Origin of the sequence: Faecalibacterium hominis (ex Afrizal et al. 2022), assembly GCF_049545105.1 — a bacterium.
Taxonomy (GTDB): Bacteria; Bacillota; Clostridia; order Oscillospirales; family Ruminococcaceae; genus Faecalibacterium; species Faecalibacterium duncaniae.
The window spans coordinates 2,299,856-2,320,002 of the sequence record NZ_CP186860.1; the positions used below are offsets into that span (position 1 = coordinate 2,299,856).

A 20,147-nucleotide genomic window follows, 5' to 3' on the forward strand; every position below is an offset into this window, starting at 1 on the left:
ATTTAATACAATCTCTCTGCCTATTCATATAAACCACCACGGCAATTCCAGCCACAGGTTATCCATAGCCTGTTCCTCGGTCTTTTGGGCGCGGCCTTTCGTCAGGTGAAAGTATATCGCCGTGCCGATCAGCGGATGTTCCTCGCCATCGGTGAAGCCATAGCGGTACAGCAGATAGGTCTGCTCCCGTTGGGTCAGCCGTTTCAGGCCATCGTACAGCTCCCGGCGCGATTCCTGTTCCTCTATAATGCTCTGCGGCTGCATGGCATAAGGGTCGGCTATGGCTTCAATGCGCCGCAGTTGTTCCTCTCCCGGCAGAACATCGTCCAGCGAAACGCGCTGGTAGCAGACGCCGTCCTTGTCCTCCGTCACCATCCGCTGCTCAAAAGCGGCAAAGGCATCCCGCACCATGTCCATCATGGCGTTGCGGATGGCAGGAGCCGCATAGGTCAGGAACTTCATGCCGCGCGCTGCATCGAACTTCGGCACAGCTTTCCATAAGCCCAGATTGCCCGCCTGTTTCAAATCGTCCGTGTCAAGGTTCAGGCCGGACTGTGCCAGATTCATGCTGCGGAAAAGGTCATTTGCCACCTTGCCAATAAAGGACTTGTTGTTTTCGATCAGGCTGTCCAGTGCGGTGGCATCCCCTTTCTGTGCCAGCGCACAAAGCCGTTCATTCGTCTGCTTCATGGGCGTTTTCCTGCTCTGCGGCAGACTGCAAGATTCCCAACAGACCGCTTCGCAGCTGTTCCAGTGCTTCCGGCGTGGCTCCTTTCATGCCCGAAACGCTGTCCAACATTGCATCCGTCAACTGCTCTGCCGTGATCGTTGGGTGCTGCACATCCTGCCCTTTGGTCAATTCGGTGAACATCTTCTCTGCCACTTTCTTGCTCATGGCTTCCTGTTCGGCGTAATGGCTCCCGATGCCCTTTTTAATTTCTTTGACCGTTGCCATGAAGTACATCTCAATATCATCAAGGTCGCCTTGGTACACGGGCTTTCTCCGAAGGCTGATGTCCTTTGCGGCTTTGGCTGCCTCCGGGGTCTTGACCCTTGTACGCAGCAGGGTGCTCAATGTCGTGAGCATGGCGTTCTGTGCCGCAATACCGGACGCAAAGGTATCATCAAAATACTGCGCTATGCGGTAAGTAAGCTCTGCGAAACGGGCATTTTCCAGCAGCAGATTGACTACCTCTGTATTGATACGCCCCGTGTAGAGGTTCTTTGCGGCTTCTACGGACAAACCCAGTTCGGCAATGTCATAATTCTTGCGATCGGGGATGTTGGTTTCTCCCAGCAGGAAATCTGTGGACACGTTGAACAACCTTGCGATCTTCAACACCTGCTCATGGGTCAGGGTTCCTTTCGCACCACTGATAAAACGGCTGATAGTGCTTTTGGAGCAGCCGATTTCCTTGGCAAGCTCCGGTTGGCTGATATTGTGCTCTTTCATCAAGTCCGCAAGACGGACGTTGGACGGTGCGGGCAGATATTCCTGTGCCATGTGGTCGGCCCTCCTTTTTGAGCTTTTTCCTCATTATAATACGCTCTGCCGTTTTGTTCAATATACGGTTTCCTCTCTGCCCTTGCTGTTGCAACTCTGCAACCAGTAAGGGCTTTTTTCTTTTTCCGTTGCAGTTCTGCCGCTTTTTCGCCTTTTCTGCAAAATTTTCCGTATATTCAGGCAGGAAGCAAAAAACACCAGAGTTCCCACGCTAGGGACTCTGGTGCAACGCACGAAACAAAGGAGGAATGCCCTTGAGCCTGTATCAAACTGTCAAGTCCGCCATCACCGTTCGGCAGGTGGGAGAGATGTACGGCATGGAGCCAGACCGCCATGGCATGGTGTGCTGTCCATTCCATTCCGACAGCGACCCCAGCATGAAGCTGAACGACACCTATTATTATTGCTTTGGCTGTGGAGCCAACGGAGATGCCATCGACCTCACCGCCAAGCTGTTCGACCTGAACCCCCGGCAAGCCGCCGAGAAGCTGATAAATGACTTCGCGTTTGCGAAGCAATGCAGTCCCCAGTGGGGACTGCAAGTGACAGAGCGGTCTTGCGTCAGCAAGATGGAGGGGCCCCGCCCCGACAAGCTCTGGCTTGACCCGGACAAGCCGCCCGCCAATGCCATCGCTCTGCCGCCGCCCAAGCGTGGCCTGACAGACGAGCAGTGGGCAGACATCGCCTACTGCCTGCGGGTGCTGACCGATTATCTCGACCTGCTGCACGACTGGCGAGAGCGCTACAAGCCCACCACCCCGGAGGAGCCGCTGGACGAGCGGTTCGTGGAAGCTCTCCACATGACCGAGACCGTCGAGCACCTGACGGACTGCGTTGCATTTGGGACACCCCAGCAGAAAGCCGCTGCCGCCGCACAGCTGCTGTCCGGGTCGTACCTGCTGATGCTGGAGGAGCGCACCGACCGCCTTGCTCTGGCAAAGTGCGCCTGATAATTTATTCACCCGAAGTGGTGGGTCTCACCGTGAGACCTACCACTTCACTTTCCTAAAGTAGAACCACCACATGAAGAAAAACATTTCCCGCAATCCCTTATGGCCGGACTGGTACAACGGTAAGAAGATCGATGAAGTCCAGTTTGGCCGTGCCTTTCTGGAACAGTGGCCGCTGAAATGCGTCAACGGTACGCTGTACACGCTGGACGGCCCGGTGGAAGACGAAAGCGAGATCAAGCAGCGCATCTTGGAGAACATCGAGGAATATGTCACCTCTGGCCTGTCCAAAAAGGTCACCAACATTCTGGAGACCATCAAGCTGCTGGCTTTTTCCGACCCGTTCCCCATCGAACAGGACTGCATCCACCTCCAGAACGGCGTGTACCATCTGCCGGACGGCTCTTTTCAGGAGAGCCGCCTGTTCTGCCAGAACCGCCTACCTGTGAGGTATGACCCCAAAGCCGCCAGCCCTGACCGCTGGCTAACTTTCCTGCACGAGCTGCTGGACGATGCTGACATTCCAACCTTGCAGGAGTATCTGGGCTACTGCCTGATCCCCAGCACCAAGGGGCAGAAGATGATGCTCATTGTCGGCAAGGGCGGCGAGGGCAAATCTCGCATCGGGCTGGTACTGAAACGGCTCATGGGAGATGCCGCCAGCAACGGCAGCGTCCAGAAAGTGGAGAACAACCGTTTTGCCCGCGCCGATCTGGAACGCCGCCTGCTGATGATCGATGATGATATGGATATGAACGCCCTGCCCAAGACGAATTATATCAAGACCATCGTGACCGCCGAGGCCAAGCTGGACTTGGAGCGCAAGGGTGTCCAGAGCTACCAGCGGGACATCTACGCCCGGTTCCTCTGCTTCGGCAACGGTGCGTTGACCTCGCTGTACGACCATTCGGATGGCTTCTTCCGCCGCCAACTCATCCTGACCACCAAGGACAAGCCTGCTGACCGCACGGACGACCCTTTCCTTGTGGAGAAGATGTGCGCCGAATTGGAGGGCATCCTGCTCTGGTGTCTGGAAGGGCTGCACCGGCTGGTGCAGAACAACTTCCGCTTCACGGTCAGCGAACGAGCCGCCGCCAACGTGGACACCATCAAACGCAGCAGCAACAATGTCATCGACTTCATGGAATCCGAGGGCTACTTCCGCTTCAAGGCGGACTACTCCATCAGTTCCAAGGAGTTCTACGACATTTATAAGCAGTGGTGCGAGGACAACGCATGCCACAGCGTATCGGCGATCCGTTTCAGCGCCGAACTGCGCCAGAATGACCGCCGCTATAACCTTGAAGCCACCAACAACATCTATCTGCCCGGTGGCCGCAGGGTGCGGGGTTTTGTAGGCATCGAACCGCTTGTCCACCCCTGCCCGTAAAAAGTGCATTTTTCACAGAAGAAGTTCGTACAACCTGTACGGTCTGTACTTGTACGCATCTGTACGGCGAATTAAAGCGTTTTAAAACGTGTTATCGTTTATATTTCGCATTTCCGTACGTCGTACGAACCGTACAGGTTATTTGAAGTCCGTACGCAATTTTTTCAGATGCGTACGGAGCAATCAAGTTCGCATTGTGCGAACTTGATTGTAGCTCTCCCGCAGGAGGCGTTCCCCCTCGGAGAGTCCTCGAAGAGCCCACTACACTTTGCAGCCCATAGGGATGAAAGTGTTATAGTGGGTTATTACACTTCCGAAGAAGTGCATCTTCGTTCCCCGTCACCTTTCGATGAACCTTGAAAGGAGGGATGCCCTTTGGCAAGAAACGATGGCGTTGACCGCACCAGTGTCCGGAATCTCGCCGTTTCGGACAAGGCCGTTGGCAACACCCAGCAGCACAATGAGCGTGAAAAGGACAGCTATCGGAACCCCGACATTATCCCCCAGCGCACTGCATGGAACGTCCACTTCAAAAAGCCAACTGCCAGCTACACCGACCTATTCGCCCAACTGGAAGCCGCCGGAACCATCTCCACGCGCGGCTTGAAGCCGGATGCCACCCATTACTGCGAGCTTGTCTTTGATGTCAACTCGGCCTACTTTGACAACCACGGCGGCTACGAGTTCGCCAAGCAGTTCTATGAGGATGCCTACCAAGCTGCCGTTCAAATCGTGGGCGGTGAGCAGTATATCCTCTCGGCAGTCATGCACGCCGATGAGATCAACCGTGCCATGACCGAAGCATTAGGCCGCGAAGTTTACCACTACCACCTCCATGTGGTCTATGTACCTGTGGTGGAAAAGCAGATCCTGTGGTCGAAACGCTGCAAGGACAAGGCACTGGTCGGCACCGTCAAGGAGACTGTCATGCAGGTCAGCCGGAGCAAGAAGTGGGCATCCAAACCTCTGCTGGACGAATCGGGAAAGCCTGTTTTGCAAAAGAACGGCAAGCCTATCCTGAAGAAGTCGTACAGCGTCTTGCAGGACAACTTCTTCAATTTTATGCGCGCTGCCGGGTACACCGATATAGAGCGCGGCGAACGTGGCAGCACCGAAGAACACCTGACCGTCACCCAGTTCAAAGTTCAACGGGAGCAGGAACGGCTGGACAGCCTGACCGCCCAGATTGACCAGAAAGAGCAGCACCTCATCCAAACCAACAAAACCCTCTCCAAGACCGAAAAGGAACTTGCCGCTGTGCAGAAAAAGGCCACGCTCACAAAAGAAGCCCTCATTCATGCGCGTGATCTGGATTATATCGGCAAGCGCACCTTTCTCGGCAACTACTCGCTGACCGAAGAAGAATTTTCCAAACTGAAAAAACAGGCTGACCACGGCTATATGATGGACGTGGAGAACCGTCGCCTGAAAGAAGAACTTTCCACGGCCAAGAAGGAGGCCGTTCGTTGGAGCAACAAGTACCACGACCTGTGGTACGACGTGAAACCCTATCTGGATGCTATGCGCCGTGCGCCAGAACTGGTGCGCGGTTTTCTGGAAAAGATTCTTGCCCCCAAGCAGGAGTGCACCATGAATGTGCCACAGCGAAACCGCAGGCATGGGCAGGATATGGAACTTTGATTTTCGGAGGATACTGAATGGATAATAGAAGCACTGATATGATGAACGATGCGATTGACCTTTGCTCCTGTTATGAGCCTATTTGTGAACCACCTGTCAATTTACTCGAAGAATGGCAGGATTCGGAGTACGCGGGTCCCGAACCTACTCTTGAGAACACGTCTTACTATGTTAAAGAGCCAGACGGTACGCTCTATTTTTACTGTGGCAACACCAAAATCAAAATGACCGAACATTTCGCAGAAAATGGAAAATCAGTCGGCACACTGCTGGAAGATGTGATTCAGTATTCAGCTAACCGATGCGCCTGATGATAAAAACGAATTGAATCCAGCCCACACTTACGGTATAATGGAAGCAGAAGTATTGTAAGCGTGGGCTGTTTCTTTTAAGAAGGAGGCTCTACTATGAAACAGCCTAACAATACGATGATCTATAACACTGCACTGTACCTTAGACTAAGCCGTGACGATGAATTGCAGGGTGAAAGCGGCAGCATCCAGACCCAGCGCATGATGCTTCGTCAGTATGCAGAGGAACACGGGTTGACCGTTGTTGGCGAATATATCGATGATGGTTGGTCTGGCACCAACTTTGACAGACCGGGCTTTCAACGGATGATCAACGATATTGAGGAAGGCAAAATCAACTGCGTTGTAACAAAGGATTTATCCCGTTTAGGTCGAAACTATATTCTGACAGGTCAGTACACGGAGATCTACTTTCCGAGTAAAGGTGTCCGCTATATTGCTGTCAACGATAATGTGGACACTCTCAACGGCGAAAGCGAACTCGCTCCGTTCCTGAACATCCTGAATGAGATGCACGCTCGCCAGACCAGCAAAAAAGTCAAGGCCGCTATGCGGACAAGATTTGCGAACGGTGCGCACTATGGTGCATACGCTCCTCTGGGATATATCAAAGACCCCGACAAGTCAGGGCATCTTCTGGTAGACCCGGAAACGAAGTGGATCATTGAGAAAATCTTTGATCTTGCGGTGCATGGACACGGTGCGGCCAGCATCACCCATATTTTAGTAGATGAAAAGGTTCCCACTCCCGGCTGGTTGAATTTTCAGCGGTATGGCACATTTGCTAACATCTATGCAGGAGCGTCGGAAGAGAAGTCCTACGCATGGACGGTAGCGCAGGTCAAAAGTATCCTGAAAGAAGAAACCTATATCGGTCACAGCGTTCACAATAAGCAGAGCAACATCTCTTTCAAGAACAAGAAAAAGGTGCGGAAGCCGCAGGAGGAATGGTATCGTGTGGAGAACACCCACGAAGCTATTATCTCTGCGGATGTGTTCCGACAGGTGCAGGAGCAGATTGCTCATCGCCGTAGAAAACAGAAAGACGGAACAACGCAAATCTTTTCCGGGCTTGTAAAATGTGCGGATTGCGGCTGGTCGATGGCCTATGGTATGAATAAGCAGAACAAAAAGCCCTACGGCTATTACCATTGCAGCAAAAACGGACAGGGCTTTCACCAATGTTCCATGCACTATATTCGATATGATGTGCTGTACACCTATATTCTGGCAAGAGTGCAGTATTGGTCGCAGCAAGCACAGCAGGATGGAGATAAACTCTTGCAGCGTTTACTGAATGCCAGCGACAAAGAACGCAACACCGCCAAGAAAAAACAGACTGCCGAACTCAAAAAGGCCACAAAGCGTAAGGCAGAGGTGGACAACCTGTTCGCCAAAATGTATGAGGACTGGTCTGTTGGACGTATTACGGAGTACAATTTCAATATGCTGTCCGAAAAGTATCAGGCAGAACAGCATGAACTGGACGAAAAGATTCAAGAACTTCAAGCCGAACTTGATGCAGCCGTTCAGACCGCTGTTGACGCTGAAAAGTGGATTGAGTTGATGAAAAAGTACGTCAACCCCACACAATTGACCGCCGAACTTCTAAATGCTCTGATTGAAAAGATTCTCATTCACGAAGCTGTCAAGCATGAAGATGGCACCAGAGAACAGGAAGTTGAAATTTTTTACCGTTTTATCGGCAAAGTCGAGTGACGCATTATAAAAGGGTGTGCAATCGAACGGTTGCACACCTAGTACATAACCAATATCTTTAAGTGAGGGATTCTCCCGGCTCACTATCTGGCGCAGGTTGACCACTATCTGGCTGTCAGCGGTTTCGACTGCTGGTATATGGCGGCTCTGATTTTCGGCAGAGAGCTGGTGATCCACAAAATTGTAACGGATAAACAGGTGCTTTCTGATCTTATTGATAAGGAAGAGCTTTTCTGGACGAACCATGTTGTGCCCCAGATTCCCCCTGCACCCAACGGTTGCGATTGTGACACCCAGCAGATCAACCAGCTTTATGAGGTAGACAACCGGGACAAGACTGCTGACCTGAGTGCCTTGCATGGACTTCTGGATAAGCGGCAGGAGATTTCCGACCAAATCGAGCAGATGGAACAGGAAAAGACGGCCATCGAGCAACAGGTCAAGCTGCAAATGCAGGATGCTGCCTATGGCACAGCACCGGGCTATAAGGTGTCGTGGGTATCCTCCGAAAGCAAGCGTGTGGATTCTCAGCGACTGCGGAAAGAGCAGCCGGACATCTTCAACCAGTACAGCAAAAATGTGAGCAGCCGCAGGTTCACCATCGTTCATGCGGCATAATTGTATGGCGGCAGGGAGTAAATTCTCTGCCGCCTTTTTTCTTGGAGGGTTATTATGGCTACGGAAAATCCATTCGTAAAATTATTTGCTATCGACTTCAAAGATCATCTGGAAGTCAAAAAGTCCGGCAACACGGAACTGAAATATGTAAGCTGGGCGTACGCCTGGGCAGAGGTGAAGAAGCTGTATCCCGCTGCCAGCTACGAGGTCAAGAAATTCAACGGCCTGCCCTATGTTTATGACCCCATAACCGGCTTCATGGTGTATACCTCGGTCACGATTGAGGGCGTTTCGCATGAAATGTGGCTACCTGTACTGGATGGCGCAAACAAAGCCATGAAAGCTGTGCCTTACACCTACTCCACCCCGAAATGGGACTACAATCCGCAGACCCGCCGCCGTGAAAAGGTCGGCATGGAAGAGCGCACCGTAGAAGCAGCCTCTATGTTCGATGTGAATAAGGCTATCATGCGGTGTTTGGTGAAGAACCTCGCTATGTTTGGGCTGGGCCTGTACGTTTATGCCGGAGAAGATTTGCCGGAAGATGCTGCACCGCAGCCGGAGGCAGAACCGCAACAGCAGCCGAAGCCGAAATCCACCAGCCAAAAGCAGGAACAGCCGCCTGTGCCCTGCATCTGTGCCCGGTGCAACCAGCCCATCAAGAGGGTCAAGCTGAAGGACGGCTCCATCATGCAGGCGGCAGAGTTTGCCGCCACCCATGAGGGAATGTGCGCAGACTGCTATAAGGCTACAAGGCTAAACGTAGCATAAGGAGAAGGAGATTTTACGATGAAAGAAGAAAAAATCAAAGTCCTTGCGCTCCTGCCGATGGAACTGCCAAAGGAAATCGAACTGAACAACACCCTTGAAGCCATGCAGAACTTTGTAGGCGGGCTGATCGAATGCATTACCTTACGTGACACCGGTTCAGAGGTCACACTGGTCTGCAATGATGAAGGCAAGCTGCTCGGCCTGCCGCTCAATCGTCCGCTGTGGGATGGAGCCGATGTTCTTGCCGGGCCGGGATTTCTGGCCGGATGTGACAACGAAGGAAATATGACTTCTCTGCCGCAGAGCGCAATGGACTTCTACAAAGAGAAATTCAGAGCTTTTATCATTGAAATTTAAGGAGGAACGTCCTATGACCTTTAATGCAATGACCGAACACTACGAGAAGATTACAGTTTGCGGAAAGCCTGCACTGTTCACCAGCATCCGCATCAAGAGAGATACCATCCCGGACGGCCTGTACGCCTACGATGTCCGGCATGATGACGAGTGCCGGGGCATCCCTTGTGAGATTGCGCCCTATTACAATAGGGTTGGGACCGGATATGGTAGCCAGCCATATTCCATTCCAACTCGTACCTAAGTTACAATAAGAGAGTAATCGGCTGACGCATTGCGCCCTGGGCAGTTACGCCCGCAACAAAGACAGTTCGCCATCTCTCTTGTTGTAGCATTCGTTTTAAGCAGGTTGAGCCACCGCCAAGCGGAGCGTTCGTGTCACCCAATAGATTGAATCGGCAACGAGTAAAGATGGATTCCGGTTGCAAATACAAAAAATGGAGGAAAGATCATGAACGCAGTAGGCATTGACGTTTCCAAAGGGAAGAGCATGGTTTGTGTTATGCGCCCCTTCGGAGAAGTGGTACTCGAACCTTTTGAAGTTTTACATACCGCCCAGAACCTGCACGATCTGGCGGAGAAGCTCAAAGCTCTGGACGGAGAGACCCGCGTTGTTCTGGAAGCCACCGGGAATTACCACAAACCGGTTGCTTTCGTTTTACACGATGCGGGCTTATTTGTTTCCGTAGTCAACCCTGTTCTAATTCACGACTACGACAACAACAGTTTAAGACGTGTCAAGACGGACAAAAAAGACGCTGTTAAAATCGCCAACTATACGCTCGACAAGTGGACACGGCTGCGGCAGTACCTTCCAGAAGATGATACCCGGCTGGCTTTGAAAAATTGTTATCGCCAATACCAGCAGGCCGTAGCGATTCGTACTATGCTGAAGAATAATCTGATTTCATCTCTTGACCTGACCTTTCCAGATGCAAATAAATTGTTTTCAAGCCCCGTGAAGAACAATGGGTGCGAGAAATGGGTCGATTTTATTGGAGACTTCTGGCACAGCGAGTGCGTTTCAAGTCTTTCTGCGAATGCTTTTGCCAAAAAATATCTGAAGTGGTGCCAGAAACACGGATACGTTTTCACTCGTTCAAAATCGGACGAGATCTATGCCTGTGCCGTTAATTCCGCTTCTCTTCCGAAATCGCCCACCTCAAAACTCCTTATCCAGCAACAGGTCGCTCAATTGAAAGCCGTATCTCAGTCAGTTGCTGCATTCCGGCAGGAAATGCTTCGCCTCTCTCAGCAGCTTCCTGAATTTGACACCGTGATGGAAATGTACGGCGTCGGCCCTTCTCTCGGCCCTCAGCTGATGGCCGAAATCGGAGATGTCCGCCGCTTTTCCTCCAAGAAATCTCTCATTGCTTTTGCGGGAATTGAGCCGCAGCCAAACGACTCTGGCAAGGTCGTTGGGAATGACAAAGGAATCAGCAAAGTTGGTTCAGCAGTTTTGCGAAGAACACTTTTTCTGATTATGACTGTTATTTTGCAAACACAGCCACAGGATGAACCTGTTTTTCAGTTCATGAACAAAAAGCGCTCAGAGGGAAAGCCCTACAAAGTTTACATGATGGCTTCGGCCAACAAGTTCTTACGAATCTACTACGCTAAAGTGAAAGCTGTAATGGACTCCGAACGCTCACAGTAAGCATGGATATTTGTTTTTGGACGTAATTTCCTCTTGAGCCTGAGCTAAATCCAAAGAACCACTTAGCTGGCGCAGCGAACCCTTGACAAACCGAAGCATTCAAATGCTATCCTGATTTTGCGGGGGCTGGCTGGGCTTGCTTTGCTATCCCCTCCGTCGCCCTCGCTGTGTTTTGACTAGCATTTGAATGCTGTTTGTCATGGGCAGCGGTTGGTTGGCGAATTTTCTTATTTTAGGGCTTGACTTTTATTAGCAGGTCTTTGTGATGGTCAACCACTGGGGCACCATCATCCTTGCGGAACCGCTGGAACTGCCGGACGGTGGGCGGCGATATATTGACGAGGACACCGACTGGAACTACGTTCCGTTTGGAGGAACAGAGAAAAATCAAAAGCCATGTGTCACAGCGGAAGAATTTATAAAGACCTATGTGAAGTAGGAATAACAGAAAACTTGTGCCGGAAAAGTATTAAAAATGCTGTAGAGGTAAAAGAGTATCAAATGCTCTATCATTTGAGAGGGTTGCGGCAGCAAATCGGCAACGCTAAAATAACGAACGGCATTTTTGATACAGAAAGAAAAGAGTTATGAGTATTTATGGCTATTGCAGAATTTCCACTGCAAAACAGAGTATCGACCGCCAGATCCGCAACATCAAGGCAGAATACCCGACTGCCCATATCGTGCAGGAAGCTTACACCGGCACATCCATCACCCGCCCGGAATGGCTGAAGCTCTACCGGATTCTGAGAGCCGGAGATGTGGTAGTGTTCGATTCGGTGTCCCGGATGTCCAGAAATGCAGAAGAAGGTTTTGCTTTGTATGAGAACCTCTATCATAATGACATCCGACTGGTGTTCTTGAAAGAGCACCACATCGATACCGAGACCTACAAAAAAGCCCTGTCCGGCAGCATTGCCATGACAGGGACGAATGTAGACTTCATCTTGAAGGGCATCAACGAGTATCTGATGGCCTTGGCAAAGGAGCAAATCAAGCTGGCCTTTGAGCAATCCGAAAAAGAAGTTGCCGATCTGCACCAGCGCACCCGTGAGGGACTTCTGACGGCCCGACTGAATGGTAAGCAGGTTGGCCGCAAAAAGGGTGTTAGCTTTGAAACGAAGAAAGCCAGAGAAGCCAAAAAGATCATCCGCACCCATTGCAAGACCTTTGGCGGCACACTTGACGATGCCGAGGGCATGAAACTCACAGGTCTTGCCCGGAATACCTATTATAAATATAAGCGTCAGATTCGGGAGGACGCTGAAATGAAGGATTGACTTCTATGTAGAAGAAGTGCTGCAAAAACGGACAGAAGGAACACGGTACATTCAAAATGAGAACGCCGTGTTCCTTTTTTGTGGCTTGTGTAGGATGGACAACCATACCGTCCAGCCAAATCCGTATAATGAGGGCAGAAAAGTGACGGAATCATAAGACAGAAGGAGAAGTGCGTATGAGAAAATTTTTGATGGTGCTGTTGAGCATTGCATTTGTGCTGAATCTTGCGATTGTGATTGGGCTGATTGGCGGATATGGTTCGCCACGCCGGGCGCTTTACACCATCACAGACGAGCTGATGAACAGTGCCTATCGCTTCAAAAGAGGTTGGCAGTTTAAGAATAGTCTGCCTTGACTTTTTGGGAGATGGACAGGCGGTCTGTCCATCTTTTTTTGTATACTGGGGTTGTGCAAAAGAGACAAAAATTTTTTTGTAATTCCGTGAAACGACAAAACTTCACACAAAGAATTGCAGTGATAGTTGTGTTGTGTTACAATGAACAGAGAAGGAGAATAAACTGTGCGTAATAGTAGATTGGACCGTATACTCTATATCCAGCAGGTGCTGGTACAGGGTGGTGTGCTGAACAAACAGCAGATGGCTGATCGCTTCGGTGTCAGTGAGAAAACCATCCAGCGCGACCTTGACACCCTGCGCAACCATTTTGCCGATAGTGAGCCGCGCCGGGAAATCTTATACAACTCCGCAAAGGGCGGCTATCTGCTGGATGATACGCTTTCACGCTTCCTCACCAGCAGCGAGATTCTGGCAGTGTGCAAGATCCTGCTGGAGAGCCGCTCAATGGTCAAGGAGGAGATGTTCCCGATTCTGGACAAGCTGATCTGGGCTTGCACACCGCTGGATCGGTTGAATCAGGTCAAAGACCTCATCAGCAACGAACGCTTCCATTACGTTGAGCCGCAGCATGGCCGGAAGTTTATCGAGAGTCTGTGGGAGATTGGTACGGCAGTAGAAAATCACAATGTTATGGAGATTACCTACTGCCGCACCCACGATGGCGAGACTCGTGTGCGCACTATTGAGCCGGTGGGCATCCTGTTCAGCGAGTATTATTTCTATCTGGCTGCGTTTATTGAGGGCATCGACAAGGATAAGCATTTCAAGAACCCGCAGGATAATTCCCCGACGATTTACCGCATTGACCGTATCCAGAGCTATAAGACCCTTGACCGGCACTTTACCCAGCGGTACGCTGATCGCTTTCAGGAAGGCGAGATGCGCAAACGCATCCAGTTCATGTACGGCGGCGAGCTGCAGACCATCCGGTTTGAGTATACCGGACCGAGCCTGGAGTCAGTATTGGATAGATTGCCGACTGCAAAGGTTTTGCAGGTGACGGAAAAAGGTTGGATCGTGGAAGCCGAGGTGTTCGGGACGGGTATCAACATGTGGATACGGAGTCAGGGCGGTTACGTGAGGGTCATCCCGGAAGAATAAACACAAAAGAACAGGAGGAAGCGAGATGCCAGTCCCATTCATATTGCTGGGCGGTTCCATCCTCGCCGGTGCGGCCGGTGCAGGAAAAGGTGTGGCCGCACATGCGAAAAATAAAGACGCAAAGCAGATCATGGCCGAGGCGCAGAGCGCCTACGAGGAAGCGCAGGAGGCAGAGAATGCAGAGCGGAAGCACCTGAAAGGGTGCTTTGACCGGCTGGGTGCGTTGAGAATCGATGTCGGGGCGAAGGAGATGAAAGACTTCGTCTCTGTCTTCAGCTCCTTTAATAATGTCCGGAATGACAGGGGCATTGCGCTGGACGACCTGCCGAAGACGAAAGCTCAGGGCTGGCAGAGCCTGAAAGAGATGCAGACTGCGTCCATGAAGGCGGTGGAAATCGCACAGGCCGGTGCGGCTTCTCTGGGATCCGGTGCGCTGGCCGGCGTTGCTGCCTACGGCGGTGCCATGATGTTTGCATCGGCCTCCACGGGCACGGCCATCGCAAGCCTGTCCGGTGCGGCGGCGACCAATGCAACGCTGGCATGGTTCGGCGGTGGCTCTTTGGCGGCCGGCGGCCTTGGTATGGCCGGCGGCACGGCGGTTCTGGGCGGCATCGTCGTCGGGCCGGCGCTGGCCGTCTCAGGCTTTGTTCGGGACGCCAAGGCCAAGGAGAATTTGGCCTACGCAAGAGCGAAAGCGGCAGAAGTCGATGAAGCTGTGGAAAAGACGGCTGTGCTGGTCGATTTTATGAAAAAGACCGCTGACATCGCCGAGGATTATTCCCGCTTTCTGGTGCGGTTCCGCAGTCCATTCGGTCAGATTGTGAATGAACTGCAGCTTATCAAGTATCGTGCAGAGCAGCGGCGGCGCCGGATGGGCGTTGGTCTTCATGGCGAAAAGGTCGATTTCGACAGCCTGACTGTGGCGGAACAGAAGAAGCTTCAACAGTCGTGGCTGATGGCGCAGGTGATGCAGTCCATCCTGTCTGTATCGCTGTTGACAAAAGACGGTGAACTGGACCCCGAGGCACAAACTGTCCTGAAAGACGCCAAGGCCGCATACTCGGCGGCTTCGCAGGGTTCGTGGGGTGTCTGGTAAGAGAAAGGGAGAGCTGTGAGGGACAAAGAAGAAAAAGAACTCTGGAGCCGGGCTGGTGTCTTTGCGGGGAACGAGGCTTCCCGCAATGTGCAGATGGGCACGGATACTGCAATCGATTCGATGGGAGAGCTTCTGTACAAGGCTGGGCGAGTCTCGAAGGTGGGGTTCGACCAGTCCAAGGGAAACCTCTTTGAGTACATCGAGGCCGCAAAGCTGCAGACGAACATGGCGAATCAGGGCCACCGTTTCGACCGAAATCCGGTGACAGACCTCGGCGCAGACCGAGGCGGCTACGGCGGGCATACGGCACCGGATGACTTTCGGATGCAGAAAGATGGCCGCATTGTGGGCCGGGGACAAGCAAAGTACAACAACAGCCCATGGCGGGCCGCACGGAACTTTGTAAACCCCAAGTATATGGGGATGCAACGCATTGCGCCCACAGACCAGATAGCAGACATTGAGAACTGCCTGCAGGAGATGCTTGAAAACGGTGAAATTTCAAAAGTCGCTTACGAGAATGCTGTGTCTAACCTGATGAAGAACGGCCTGACAGACCCTTCCACTGGCATCGCCTCGGGGGGCACCACGACGGCAGAACTGCAGAAGCTCTGCGGCTCGGACGGCAGAGTCTCGCAGACAGCAGTGCGGCAGTACGCCGCCCGCTTCGAGGGGCAGCAGCTGGCCCGGGAGGTCGGCACTGTGGCGGCGAATATGGCGGTGGCTTCCGGTGTCACCACGGCCATCATCTCTGGCACCCAGAACCTTTTTGAGGTGCTGAAAGACAGGAAAAAACTGAACGAGGCACTGGCTGAAGTAAAAGCCGATACCGTTCAGAGCACCCTGCGAGGCGGAGGTACCGGCGTGCTCAGTTCCGCAATCCGCTATGGGGGTCAGAAAGCAGCGGTGCCGGTGCTGCCGGACTCGACCGCAGCGACCATCATGGCGGCGGGCCTCATCGACGGCGGTGCAGCGCTCTACTCTTACGCGAAGGGAGAACTCTCCGGGAAGCAGCTGCAGAACGCTCTGGTGGACACAACGGTCAAGTCGGTCTCCACGGTCTACTTCACCAAGGCCGTGGGTGCGGTGCTGGGGGTAGCGAACCCCTTCGTGCCTATGGCGGTCTACACAGCGGCGGCATATGTAGTGTCCTGTACCCGGGCCATTATCCAGCAGGCGGAGCTGAACGCAGCAGAGTACGACCGCATGACGGCTCTGCTGAAAGAGTCCCTGCGGCTTGAACAGGAATATCACCGTCAGCTAAATCAGTTCATGGAGCAGTACGAGCGCCAGCAGAAGGCAAAGCTAGACGGCCTGCTGGACGCTTTCAATCACTTTGCCGACGAGGACACCAGCTATGAGCGTGCATTGTACGCCATTCTGGCCTACGCCGACCAGACCGGCCTGGCCTTGCAGCACAGCGATTTCAGCGAGTTCTGCGCCGCGATGCGGTCAGGAGAGACATTCGTCTTGAAGTGACAGAAAAATATGGTAGAACTTTCTTAAAAGGAGAAAACTGCGATGGGATTTATGGATAGGATGAAAAGTTTCTTTTCAGAGAACGGAGACGAGATCATCTCTCAAGGCGTGGATGCTTATGAGGAGAAAACTGGCCGGACGGTGGACAGAGATAAACTTAAATCTATTCTTTTAAACCACGATAGAGATATTGTGGAACGAGTTGTAAATACGATGGAGGTCTATCGAAATGGCGAGCTCATTGAAGGAGAATCGGTGTCAGATATAATGACCAGACTGTACAGCCATTCTCTTTCAATGAGTGATGATGAGAGTAGCCAAGCAGTGTGGGAACTCATTCAGGCAAAGAACCTGACGAACCCGGAAAATCTGGGCCGGTTTCTGGTGGAGCTTTACACCGAGCAGTTCAAGCACTTTGATGAGCGATTCCATGTGGTCGAAGCGCTGCTGGAAGCAAAAGATCGGTCTCTTATCGAAAGCGCACAGGTGAGATTCAAGGACTATAAAGCAGCTGTTGCTAATGGTGACGAGGCGAAGCAGCAGCAGTATCTGGAAGATGTCCAGACTTATTATCGTGATGCCATCATGAAGTTTGAAGAATCTCTCAAGGTGCGCATCAAAACCGTGGAGAACATCGTCAAGGGTCCGAAATTCCTGCGCAGCATTCACCTCTCGCAGATGGACAACGCCATCGAGGCGGTCCGGAGGGGCATTGAGCTGCTGAATGAGGTCGTGCCGACGGAAGCACAGATCATGCAGATGAACAATGGCAATGGTTCCGACATCATGGAACAGTACCAAAGGTTCTATGAGGAATGGATTATGGACAACATTGGAATGCTGAAGGACTACTGTAAGACAGAGGATGACGCATTCTGGGAACAGGTCGAAAAAGATGGCTTTACGCCGCTTTTGATGGAATAAAAATAATATAAAAGCAAAGGAGTAAAATATTATGGGCAACGGAAGAAAAAGTATGGGCAATGAGGCTCGCGGCGTTCTGGGTCTGCTGGGCGCTGCGGCAGTGACGGCTATCTACGGGGGATCAAAGTTCGTCAATCGGGTGACGATCGATTCCAAAATCAGCGATAACGAAGCTAAGAAGAAGGAACTCTCCAAGGGCCTTGGCTGGCTGACCAACAGCGATGAGATCAGTGAACTCAATGAGCAGAACGCCAAGCTGCGCGCAAAGAAAAAGTAAACGCCACTGGCGGGACAGAGCAAAGAAAAGTGATCTCGGCAGAAACTTTTCTTAAAAAGTCTACTGCACTTTCAGGTTATTACAATCTCGGTCGATTGCACATACAATACAAGTATCACTTCACAAAACGGAGGGTACTTGTACTATGGTGGACTACGCCGACATCGGAAAACGCATCCGTGCCTGCCGCCTTGCAAAGGGCATGACGCAGGAGCAGCTGGCCAATGAGGTCGGCGTGGTGGTCACGCACATCAGCCATATCGAAACGGGCAACTCTGTGCCAAGCCTGAAAACGCTGATCGACATCATCAACGCGCTGGACTGCTCGGCGGATGAGCTGCTTTGCATCGAAATCAAAAAAGCGAAGCCAGTGTTCGATAGCTGGATGACCGAACAGCTTGCGGACTGCTCTGCCGATGAGGCGAAAATCATTAAAGAAACGGTAGTCAACCTGAAAAAATCTCTCCGAAAGGTGTACGGGAAGCCATTCAAGAACAGGTATGACTAAAATCTCAAAAGGCTAGGATTGAGAGCCTGAAGAAGCACCAATAAACAAGAGCAAACCGCCCTGGTTTCCGTAATAGGAAGCCGGGGCGGTTTTTCTATGTAAGGCTATATAGAAAAATCCCAATGGAAGTTTGCCGGATGGACAATATTAGTGTCCAATCAACGCTTTATAATAAAAGCATCAAAATGATTCATTGGAATCATTCCGAACGGAAAAGGTTACGCATCCATTGAGATGGGAGGAAACATCATGAAAGAACGATTTGAAATCTATGATGGCAGTGCAGAGGCTAAAAAAGCCAAAGGAAAATCCAAAAATCTGAGCGGCTTTCATCCGCTGTTTACCGCAGCTGCCCGCAGAAGCATTGCGCTGGATTCCTTAAAGATCTGGCTGCTGCTGGGGTTCGTTGTAGGCGTGGTGACAGGTGTTGCAACCGGTGCTGGAGCAGTGTCGGTCCTTTTAGGGGTTCTGATCGCCGCAGTAATCTATTTTGGCTTCCGGGATGATGTCTACAAGAAGGTATACGGCCCGGAGCATGACAGAGGCCAGCTGCCGTTGCCGGAAGGAATGAGCTGGGAGGAAGCCGTAGACCGCATCCGCCGTGGATTTGCCAACCCGGACGTTGAACAGGTCACAGATACTGCGGATGCCATGACCTTTTACAGCAAAAAGCGTGGTACTTATCAACTGAAAAACACAGCCGATGGTCTGAAAATGACCATCCTGACCAAACCGTCCAAAAGCAGTAAGAAAGAATATCTGTATGCAGTTTTCAGCAGCGTTCTGCTGTCGCAGGTGATCGCCATCCTGTACCCTGAAAAAATTTCTGCGGAGCAGGTGGAAGAAGAAAAGGAGGCAGTCCGGAAGCTGTTCGGCGCACACAAGATGCCTCTGGTCATTGAACTGGCGATTACAGCAGCATTTGTTGCATTCGCGGCGTATGTGCTCTATACCACGCTCTATTCGGATAGTGCCCGCTCCAAAGGTATCTCGGACAGCTATCTGAATGTGTTCCCGTCGGAAGCTACCGTGGGAGAAGTGCTGGATGACTTCTTTGCGGACGGCAAATGGGACAACTACGAGCAGAACGGCGTGACCTATGTCAGCTATACTGGCATCGGGCAGAATACGCAGACCGGTGAGAAGATCGTGATTGGCATTTATTTCAAGCTGAACAGCGATAAAACCTTTGGCATCGACCGGATGACATGGAACGGCGATACCATGAATACCTTGGAACAGCTTGGCGTGATCTCAGCTCTGAACGACAGCTACCGGGAATCTCACGGCCTTGCCAGCAGCAATGCGCTGGACAGTGCATTCGATGAACTGGAAAATGCACTGGATGATGCCTCTTGCGGATTCATCTTCCAGCGTCAGCATGGCAGAACCTGAGAGCGAAACCTACACAGAGGATACGGATTCCGACAATTCTGCCCAGACGGCTACCAGATCAGACCGTAAAGTTGTTAGCACGAATGGAATGGATACCTATTCGGAACTTTCTGGCGAGATCTCTGTGGACGTGAGCCACTATGAAATCGGAGAAATGCCGGAAAACGTAAAAGAATACTATCTCAGCTATGGGAGTGATTTTGATACTGCATGGCTGAACGCATTGTATACGGACGTATATGAGTACAGCGGAAAGTATAGCAATCAGGTTGCGTGGGAGCGTTTTACGGAGTATATGGTATTTTATGACGAGGTGGTGGATTATAACAATGAGCTAGCTCCGGCACCGGCGCTCTATGACGTATATTACGCATACGACCCCGCTACAGAGGAAGAAGCAGCCCTGTGCGTGGATGATGTGATCCAAATTGCAGAAGAGAGCGGCGCTGAAATACAGATTTGGTAAAAGTATAAGAGCGTAAAATCCTTCTTGAAATTTGAGACGAGCACATTAAAAGATCGATAGAATCGAATCCCGCTGGATTCCTGCTGCGGAGTCCAACGGGATTCTTTTTGCCCCAAACGAAGGATACGGCTCACTGACATTGGTTCATATACTGGATCAGGTCTTGTTTGTAAACCTTCCAGAGTTTTCCCATCTTGAAGGCGGGAATTTCGCCGCTGTTCAGAAGACGAAGCAGCAGATTTCTGCCAACATGCGTAATTTCCATGACCTGCCGGAAGCTCAGGACATCAGGATAGTTGTCTAGCATTGAAAATCAACTCCATTCTTGTGATTCTGGTAAATTT

The 20,147-nt window shown here is 51.5% G+C and carries 24 protein-coding genes; 21 read left to right on the top strand and 3 right to left on the bottom strand.

What is annotated here, in order from left to right; genetic code table 11:
* Positions 1-24: 24 nt before the first annotated feature.
* A complete protein-coding gene (locus ACKXGA_RS11075) occupies positions 25-690 on the bottom strand; it encodes a sigma-70 family RNA polymerase sigma factor (RefSeq protein ID WP_423729340.1) in 666 nt (221 codons plus the stop codon).
* Positions 674-1,504, bottom strand: a complete 831-nt coding sequence (locus ACKXGA_RS11080; RefSeq protein WP_423729339.1) for a helix-turn-helix domain-containing protein — start codon at positions 1,502-1,504, stop codon at positions 674-676. Before ACKXGA_RS11080 ends, ACKXGA_RS11075 begins: the two co-directional genes overlap by 17 nt.
* Before the next feature lie 248 nt (positions 1,505-1,752).
* On the opposite strand from ACKXGA_RS11080, the gene ACKXGA_RS11085 reads away from it, so the two are divergent.
* The 21 genes from ACKXGA_RS11085 to ACKXGA_RS11185 all read left to right on the top strand — a co-directional run bounded on the left by ACKXGA_RS11085 (position 1,753) and on the right by ACKXGA_RS11185 (position 19,803).
* Positions 1,753-2,454, top strand: coding sequence for a CHC2 zinc finger domain-containing protein (locus tag ACKXGA_RS11085; protein ID WP_349152152.1), 702 nt, complete (start codon positions 1,753-1,755; stop codon positions 2,452-2,454).
* Positions 2,455-2,527: 73 nt separating this feature from the next.
* The gene (locus ACKXGA_RS11090) at positions 2,528-3,844 is read left to right on the top strand and encodes a DNA primase family protein (RefSeq protein WP_112149025.1); all 1,317 of its coding nucleotides are present in this window, start codon (positions 2,528-2,530) and stop codon (positions 3,842-3,844) included.
* Positions 3,845-4,219: 375 nt separating this feature from the next.
* Positions 4,220-5,485, top strand: coding sequence for a plasmid recombination protein (locus tag ACKXGA_RS11095; RefSeq protein ID WP_349152153.1), 1,266 nt, complete (start codon positions 4,220-4,222; stop codon positions 5,483-5,485).
* Positions 5,486-5,502: 17 nt separating this feature from the next.
* Entirely contained in the window at positions 5,503-5,796 is a 294-nt protein-coding gene (locus tag ACKXGA_RS11100; RefSeq protein WP_097782879.1) for a hypothetical protein, read from the top strand.
* Between the two features lie 96 nt (positions 5,797-5,892).
* Entirely contained in the window at positions 5,893-7,515 is a 1,623-nt protein-coding gene (locus ACKXGA_RS11105) for a recombinase family protein (RefSeq protein WP_423729505.1), read from the top strand.
* A gap of 138 nt (positions 7,516-7,653) precedes the next feature.
* A complete protein-coding gene (locus ACKXGA_RS11110; RefSeq protein WP_423729506.1) occupies positions 7,654-8,133 on the top strand; it encodes a hypothetical protein in 480 nt (159 codons plus the stop codon).
* 54 nt (positions 8,134-8,187) lie between these two features.
* The gene (locus ACKXGA_RS11115) at positions 8,188-8,904 is read left to right on the top strand and encodes a DUF1071 domain-containing protein (protein WP_117476485.1); all 717 of its coding nucleotides are present in this window, start codon (positions 8,188-8,190) and stop codon (positions 8,902-8,904) included.
* A gap of 18 nt (positions 8,905-8,922) precedes the next feature.
* Complete coding sequence (locus tag ACKXGA_RS11120; protein ID WP_117476484.1) at positions 8,923-9,261, top strand: DUF3846 domain-containing protein; 339 nt, start codon at positions 8,923-8,925, stop codon at positions 9,259-9,261.
* Positions 9,262-9,274: 13 nt separating this feature from the next.
* Positions 9,275-9,505 (top strand): LPD28 domain-containing protein, encoded by a 231-nt coding sequence (locus ACKXGA_RS11125; RefSeq protein ID WP_423729507.1) that lies wholly within the window; start codon positions 9,275-9,277, stop codon positions 9,503-9,505.
* Between the two features lie 207 nt (positions 9,506-9,712).
* A complete protein-coding gene (locus ACKXGA_RS11130; RefSeq protein WP_117554713.1) occupies positions 9,713-10,918 on the top strand; it encodes an IS110 family transposase in 1,206 nt (401 codons plus the stop codon).
* Positions 10,919-11,183: 265 nt separating this feature from the next.
* The gene (locus ACKXGA_RS11135; RefSeq protein ID WP_423729508.1) at positions 11,184-11,357 is read left to right on the top strand and encodes an LPD28 domain-containing protein; all 174 of its coding nucleotides are present in this window, start codon (positions 11,184-11,186) and stop codon (positions 11,355-11,357) included.
* A gap of 148 nt (positions 11,358-11,505) precedes the next feature.
* On the top strand, positions 11,506-12,198 hold the full coding sequence (locus tag ACKXGA_RS11140; RefSeq protein ID WP_117476482.1) for a recombinase family protein: 693 nt from the start codon (positions 11,506-11,508) through the stop codon (positions 12,196-12,198).
* Positions 12,199-12,374: 176 nt separating this feature from the next.
* Positions 12,375-12,554 carry a hypothetical protein gene (locus ACKXGA_RS11145; protein WP_117476481.1) on the top strand — a complete coding sequence of 60 codons (180 nt, stop codon included), beginning with the start codon at positions 12,375-12,377 and terminating at the stop codon, positions 12,552-12,554.
* A 165-nt stretch (positions 12,555-12,719) separates the two neighbouring features.
* On the top strand, positions 12,720-13,658 hold the full coding sequence (locus tag ACKXGA_RS11150; RefSeq protein WP_117476480.1) for a helix-turn-helix transcriptional regulator: 939 nt from the start codon (positions 12,720-12,722) through the stop codon (positions 13,656-13,658).
* A 25-nt stretch (positions 13,659-13,683) separates the two neighbouring features.
* Positions 13,684-14,754, top strand: coding sequence for a hypothetical protein (locus ACKXGA_RS11155; RefSeq protein ID WP_147322106.1), 1,071 nt, complete (start codon positions 13,684-13,686; stop codon positions 14,752-14,754).
* A gap of 15 nt (positions 14,755-14,769) precedes the next feature.
* On the top strand, positions 14,770-16,233 hold the full coding sequence (locus tag ACKXGA_RS11160) for a hypothetical protein (protein ID WP_117476478.1): 1,464 nt from the start codon (positions 14,770-14,772) through the stop codon (positions 16,231-16,233).
* Positions 16,234-16,557: 324 nt separating this feature from the next.
* Positions 16,558-17,157: a hypothetical protein gene (locus tag ACKXGA_RS11165; RefSeq protein WP_147322105.1), complete on the top strand. Its 600-nt coding sequence runs from the start codon at positions 16,558-16,560 to the stop codon at positions 17,155-17,157.
* A 31-nt stretch (positions 17,158-17,188) separates the two neighbouring features.
* A complete protein-coding gene (locus ACKXGA_RS11170) occupies positions 17,189-17,434 on the top strand; it encodes a hypothetical protein (protein ID WP_117476476.1) in 246 nt (81 codons plus the stop codon).
* Between the two features lie 145 nt (positions 17,435-17,579).
* Positions 17,580-17,942 carry a helix-turn-helix domain-containing protein gene (locus tag ACKXGA_RS11175; RefSeq protein WP_117476475.1) on the top strand — a complete coding sequence of 121 codons (363 nt, stop codon included), beginning with the start codon at positions 17,580-17,582 and terminating at the stop codon, positions 17,940-17,942.
* 249 nt (positions 17,943-18,191) lie between these two features.
* A complete protein-coding gene (locus tag ACKXGA_RS11180; protein WP_423729509.1) occupies positions 18,192-19,337 on the top strand; it encodes a hypothetical protein in 1,146 nt (381 codons plus the stop codon).
* Between the two features lie 88 nt (positions 19,338-19,425).
* Positions 19,426-19,803, top strand: a complete 378-nt coding sequence (locus ACKXGA_RS11185; RefSeq protein ID WP_423729510.1) for a hypothetical protein — start codon at positions 19,426-19,428, stop codon at positions 19,801-19,803.
* A 130-nt stretch (positions 19,804-19,933) separates the two neighbouring features.
* Here the strand turns inward: ACKXGA_RS11185 and ACKXGA_RS11190 are convergent, their stop codons facing one another.
* Positions 19,934-20,110, bottom strand: coding sequence for a helix-turn-helix domain-containing protein (locus tag ACKXGA_RS11190; RefSeq protein ID WP_117476473.1), 177 nt, complete (start codon positions 20,108-20,110; stop codon positions 19,934-19,936).
* Between the last annotated feature and the right edge of the window lie 37 nt (positions 20,111-20,147).

Coding starts and splice junctions, on each gene's coding strand:
- ACKXGA_RS11075 (WP_423729340.1), bottom strand. CDS start 690: ATGAAGCAGACGAATGAACGGCTTTGTGCGCTGGCACAGAAAGGGGAT.
- ACKXGA_RS11080 (WP_423729339.1), bottom strand. CDS start 1,504: ATGGCACAGGAATATCTGCCCGCACCGTCCAACGTCCGTCTTGCGGAC.
- ACKXGA_RS11085 (WP_349152152.1), top strand. CDS start 1,753: ATGCCCTTGAGCCTGTATCAAACTGTCAAGTCCGCCATCACCGTTCGG.
- ACKXGA_RS11090 (WP_112149025.1), top strand. CDS start 2,528: ATGAAGAAAAACATTTCCCGCAATCCCTTATGGCCGGACTGGTACAAC.
- ACKXGA_RS11100 (WP_097782879.1), top strand. CDS start 5,503: ATGGATAATAGAAGCACTGATATGATGAACGATGCGATTGACCTTTGC.
- ACKXGA_RS11105 (WP_423729505.1), top strand. CDS start 5,893: ATGAAACAGCCTAACAATACGATGATCTATAACACTGCACTGTACCTT.
- ACKXGA_RS11110 (WP_423729506.1), top strand. CDS start 7,654: ATGGCGGCTCTGATTTTCGGCAGAGAGCTGGTGATCCACAAAATTGTA.
- ACKXGA_RS11115 (WP_117476485.1), top strand. CDS start 8,188: ATGGCTACGGAAAATCCATTCGTAAAATTATTTGCTATCGACTTCAAA.
- ACKXGA_RS11120 (WP_117476484.1), top strand. CDS start 8,923: ATGAAAGAAGAAAAAATCAAAGTCCTTGCGCTCCTGCCGATGGAACTG.
- ACKXGA_RS11125 (WP_423729507.1), top strand. CDS start 9,275: ATGACCTTTAATGCAATGACCGAACACTACGAGAAGATTACAGTTTGC.
- ACKXGA_RS11130 (WP_117554713.1), top strand. CDS start 9,713: ATGAACGCAGTAGGCATTGACGTTTCCAAAGGGAAGAGCATGGTTTGT.
- ACKXGA_RS11135 (WP_423729508.1), top strand. CDS start 11,184: ATGGTCAACCACTGGGGCACCATCATCCTTGCGGAACCGCTGGAACTG.
- ACKXGA_RS11140 (WP_117476482.1), top strand. CDS start 11,506: ATGAGTATTTATGGCTATTGCAGAATTTCCACTGCAAAACAGAGTATC.
- ACKXGA_RS11145 (WP_117476481.1), top strand. CDS start 12,375: ATGAGAAAATTTTTGATGGTGCTGTTGAGCATTGCATTTGTGCTGAAT.
- ACKXGA_RS11155 (WP_147322106.1), top strand. CDS start 13,684: ATGCCAGTCCCATTCATATTGCTGGGCGGTTCCATCCTCGCCGGTGCG.
- ACKXGA_RS11170 (WP_117476476.1), top strand. CDS start 17,189: ATGGGCAACGGAAGAAAAAGTATGGGCAATGAGGCTCGCGGCGTTCTG.
- ACKXGA_RS11175 (WP_117476475.1), top strand. CDS start 17,580: ATGGTGGACTACGCCGACATCGGAAAACGCATCCGTGCCTGCCGCCTT.
- ACKXGA_RS11180 (WP_423729509.1), top strand. CDS start 18,192: ATGAAAGAACGATTTGAAATCTATGATGGCAGTGCAGAGGCTAAAAAA.
- ACKXGA_RS11185 (WP_423729510.1), top strand. CDS start 19,426: ATGGATACCTATTCGGAACTTTCTGGCGAGATCTCTGTGGACGTGAGC.
- ACKXGA_RS11190 (WP_117476473.1), bottom strand. CDS start 20,110: ATGCTAGACAACTATCCTGATGTCCTGAGCTTCCGGCAGGTCATGGAA.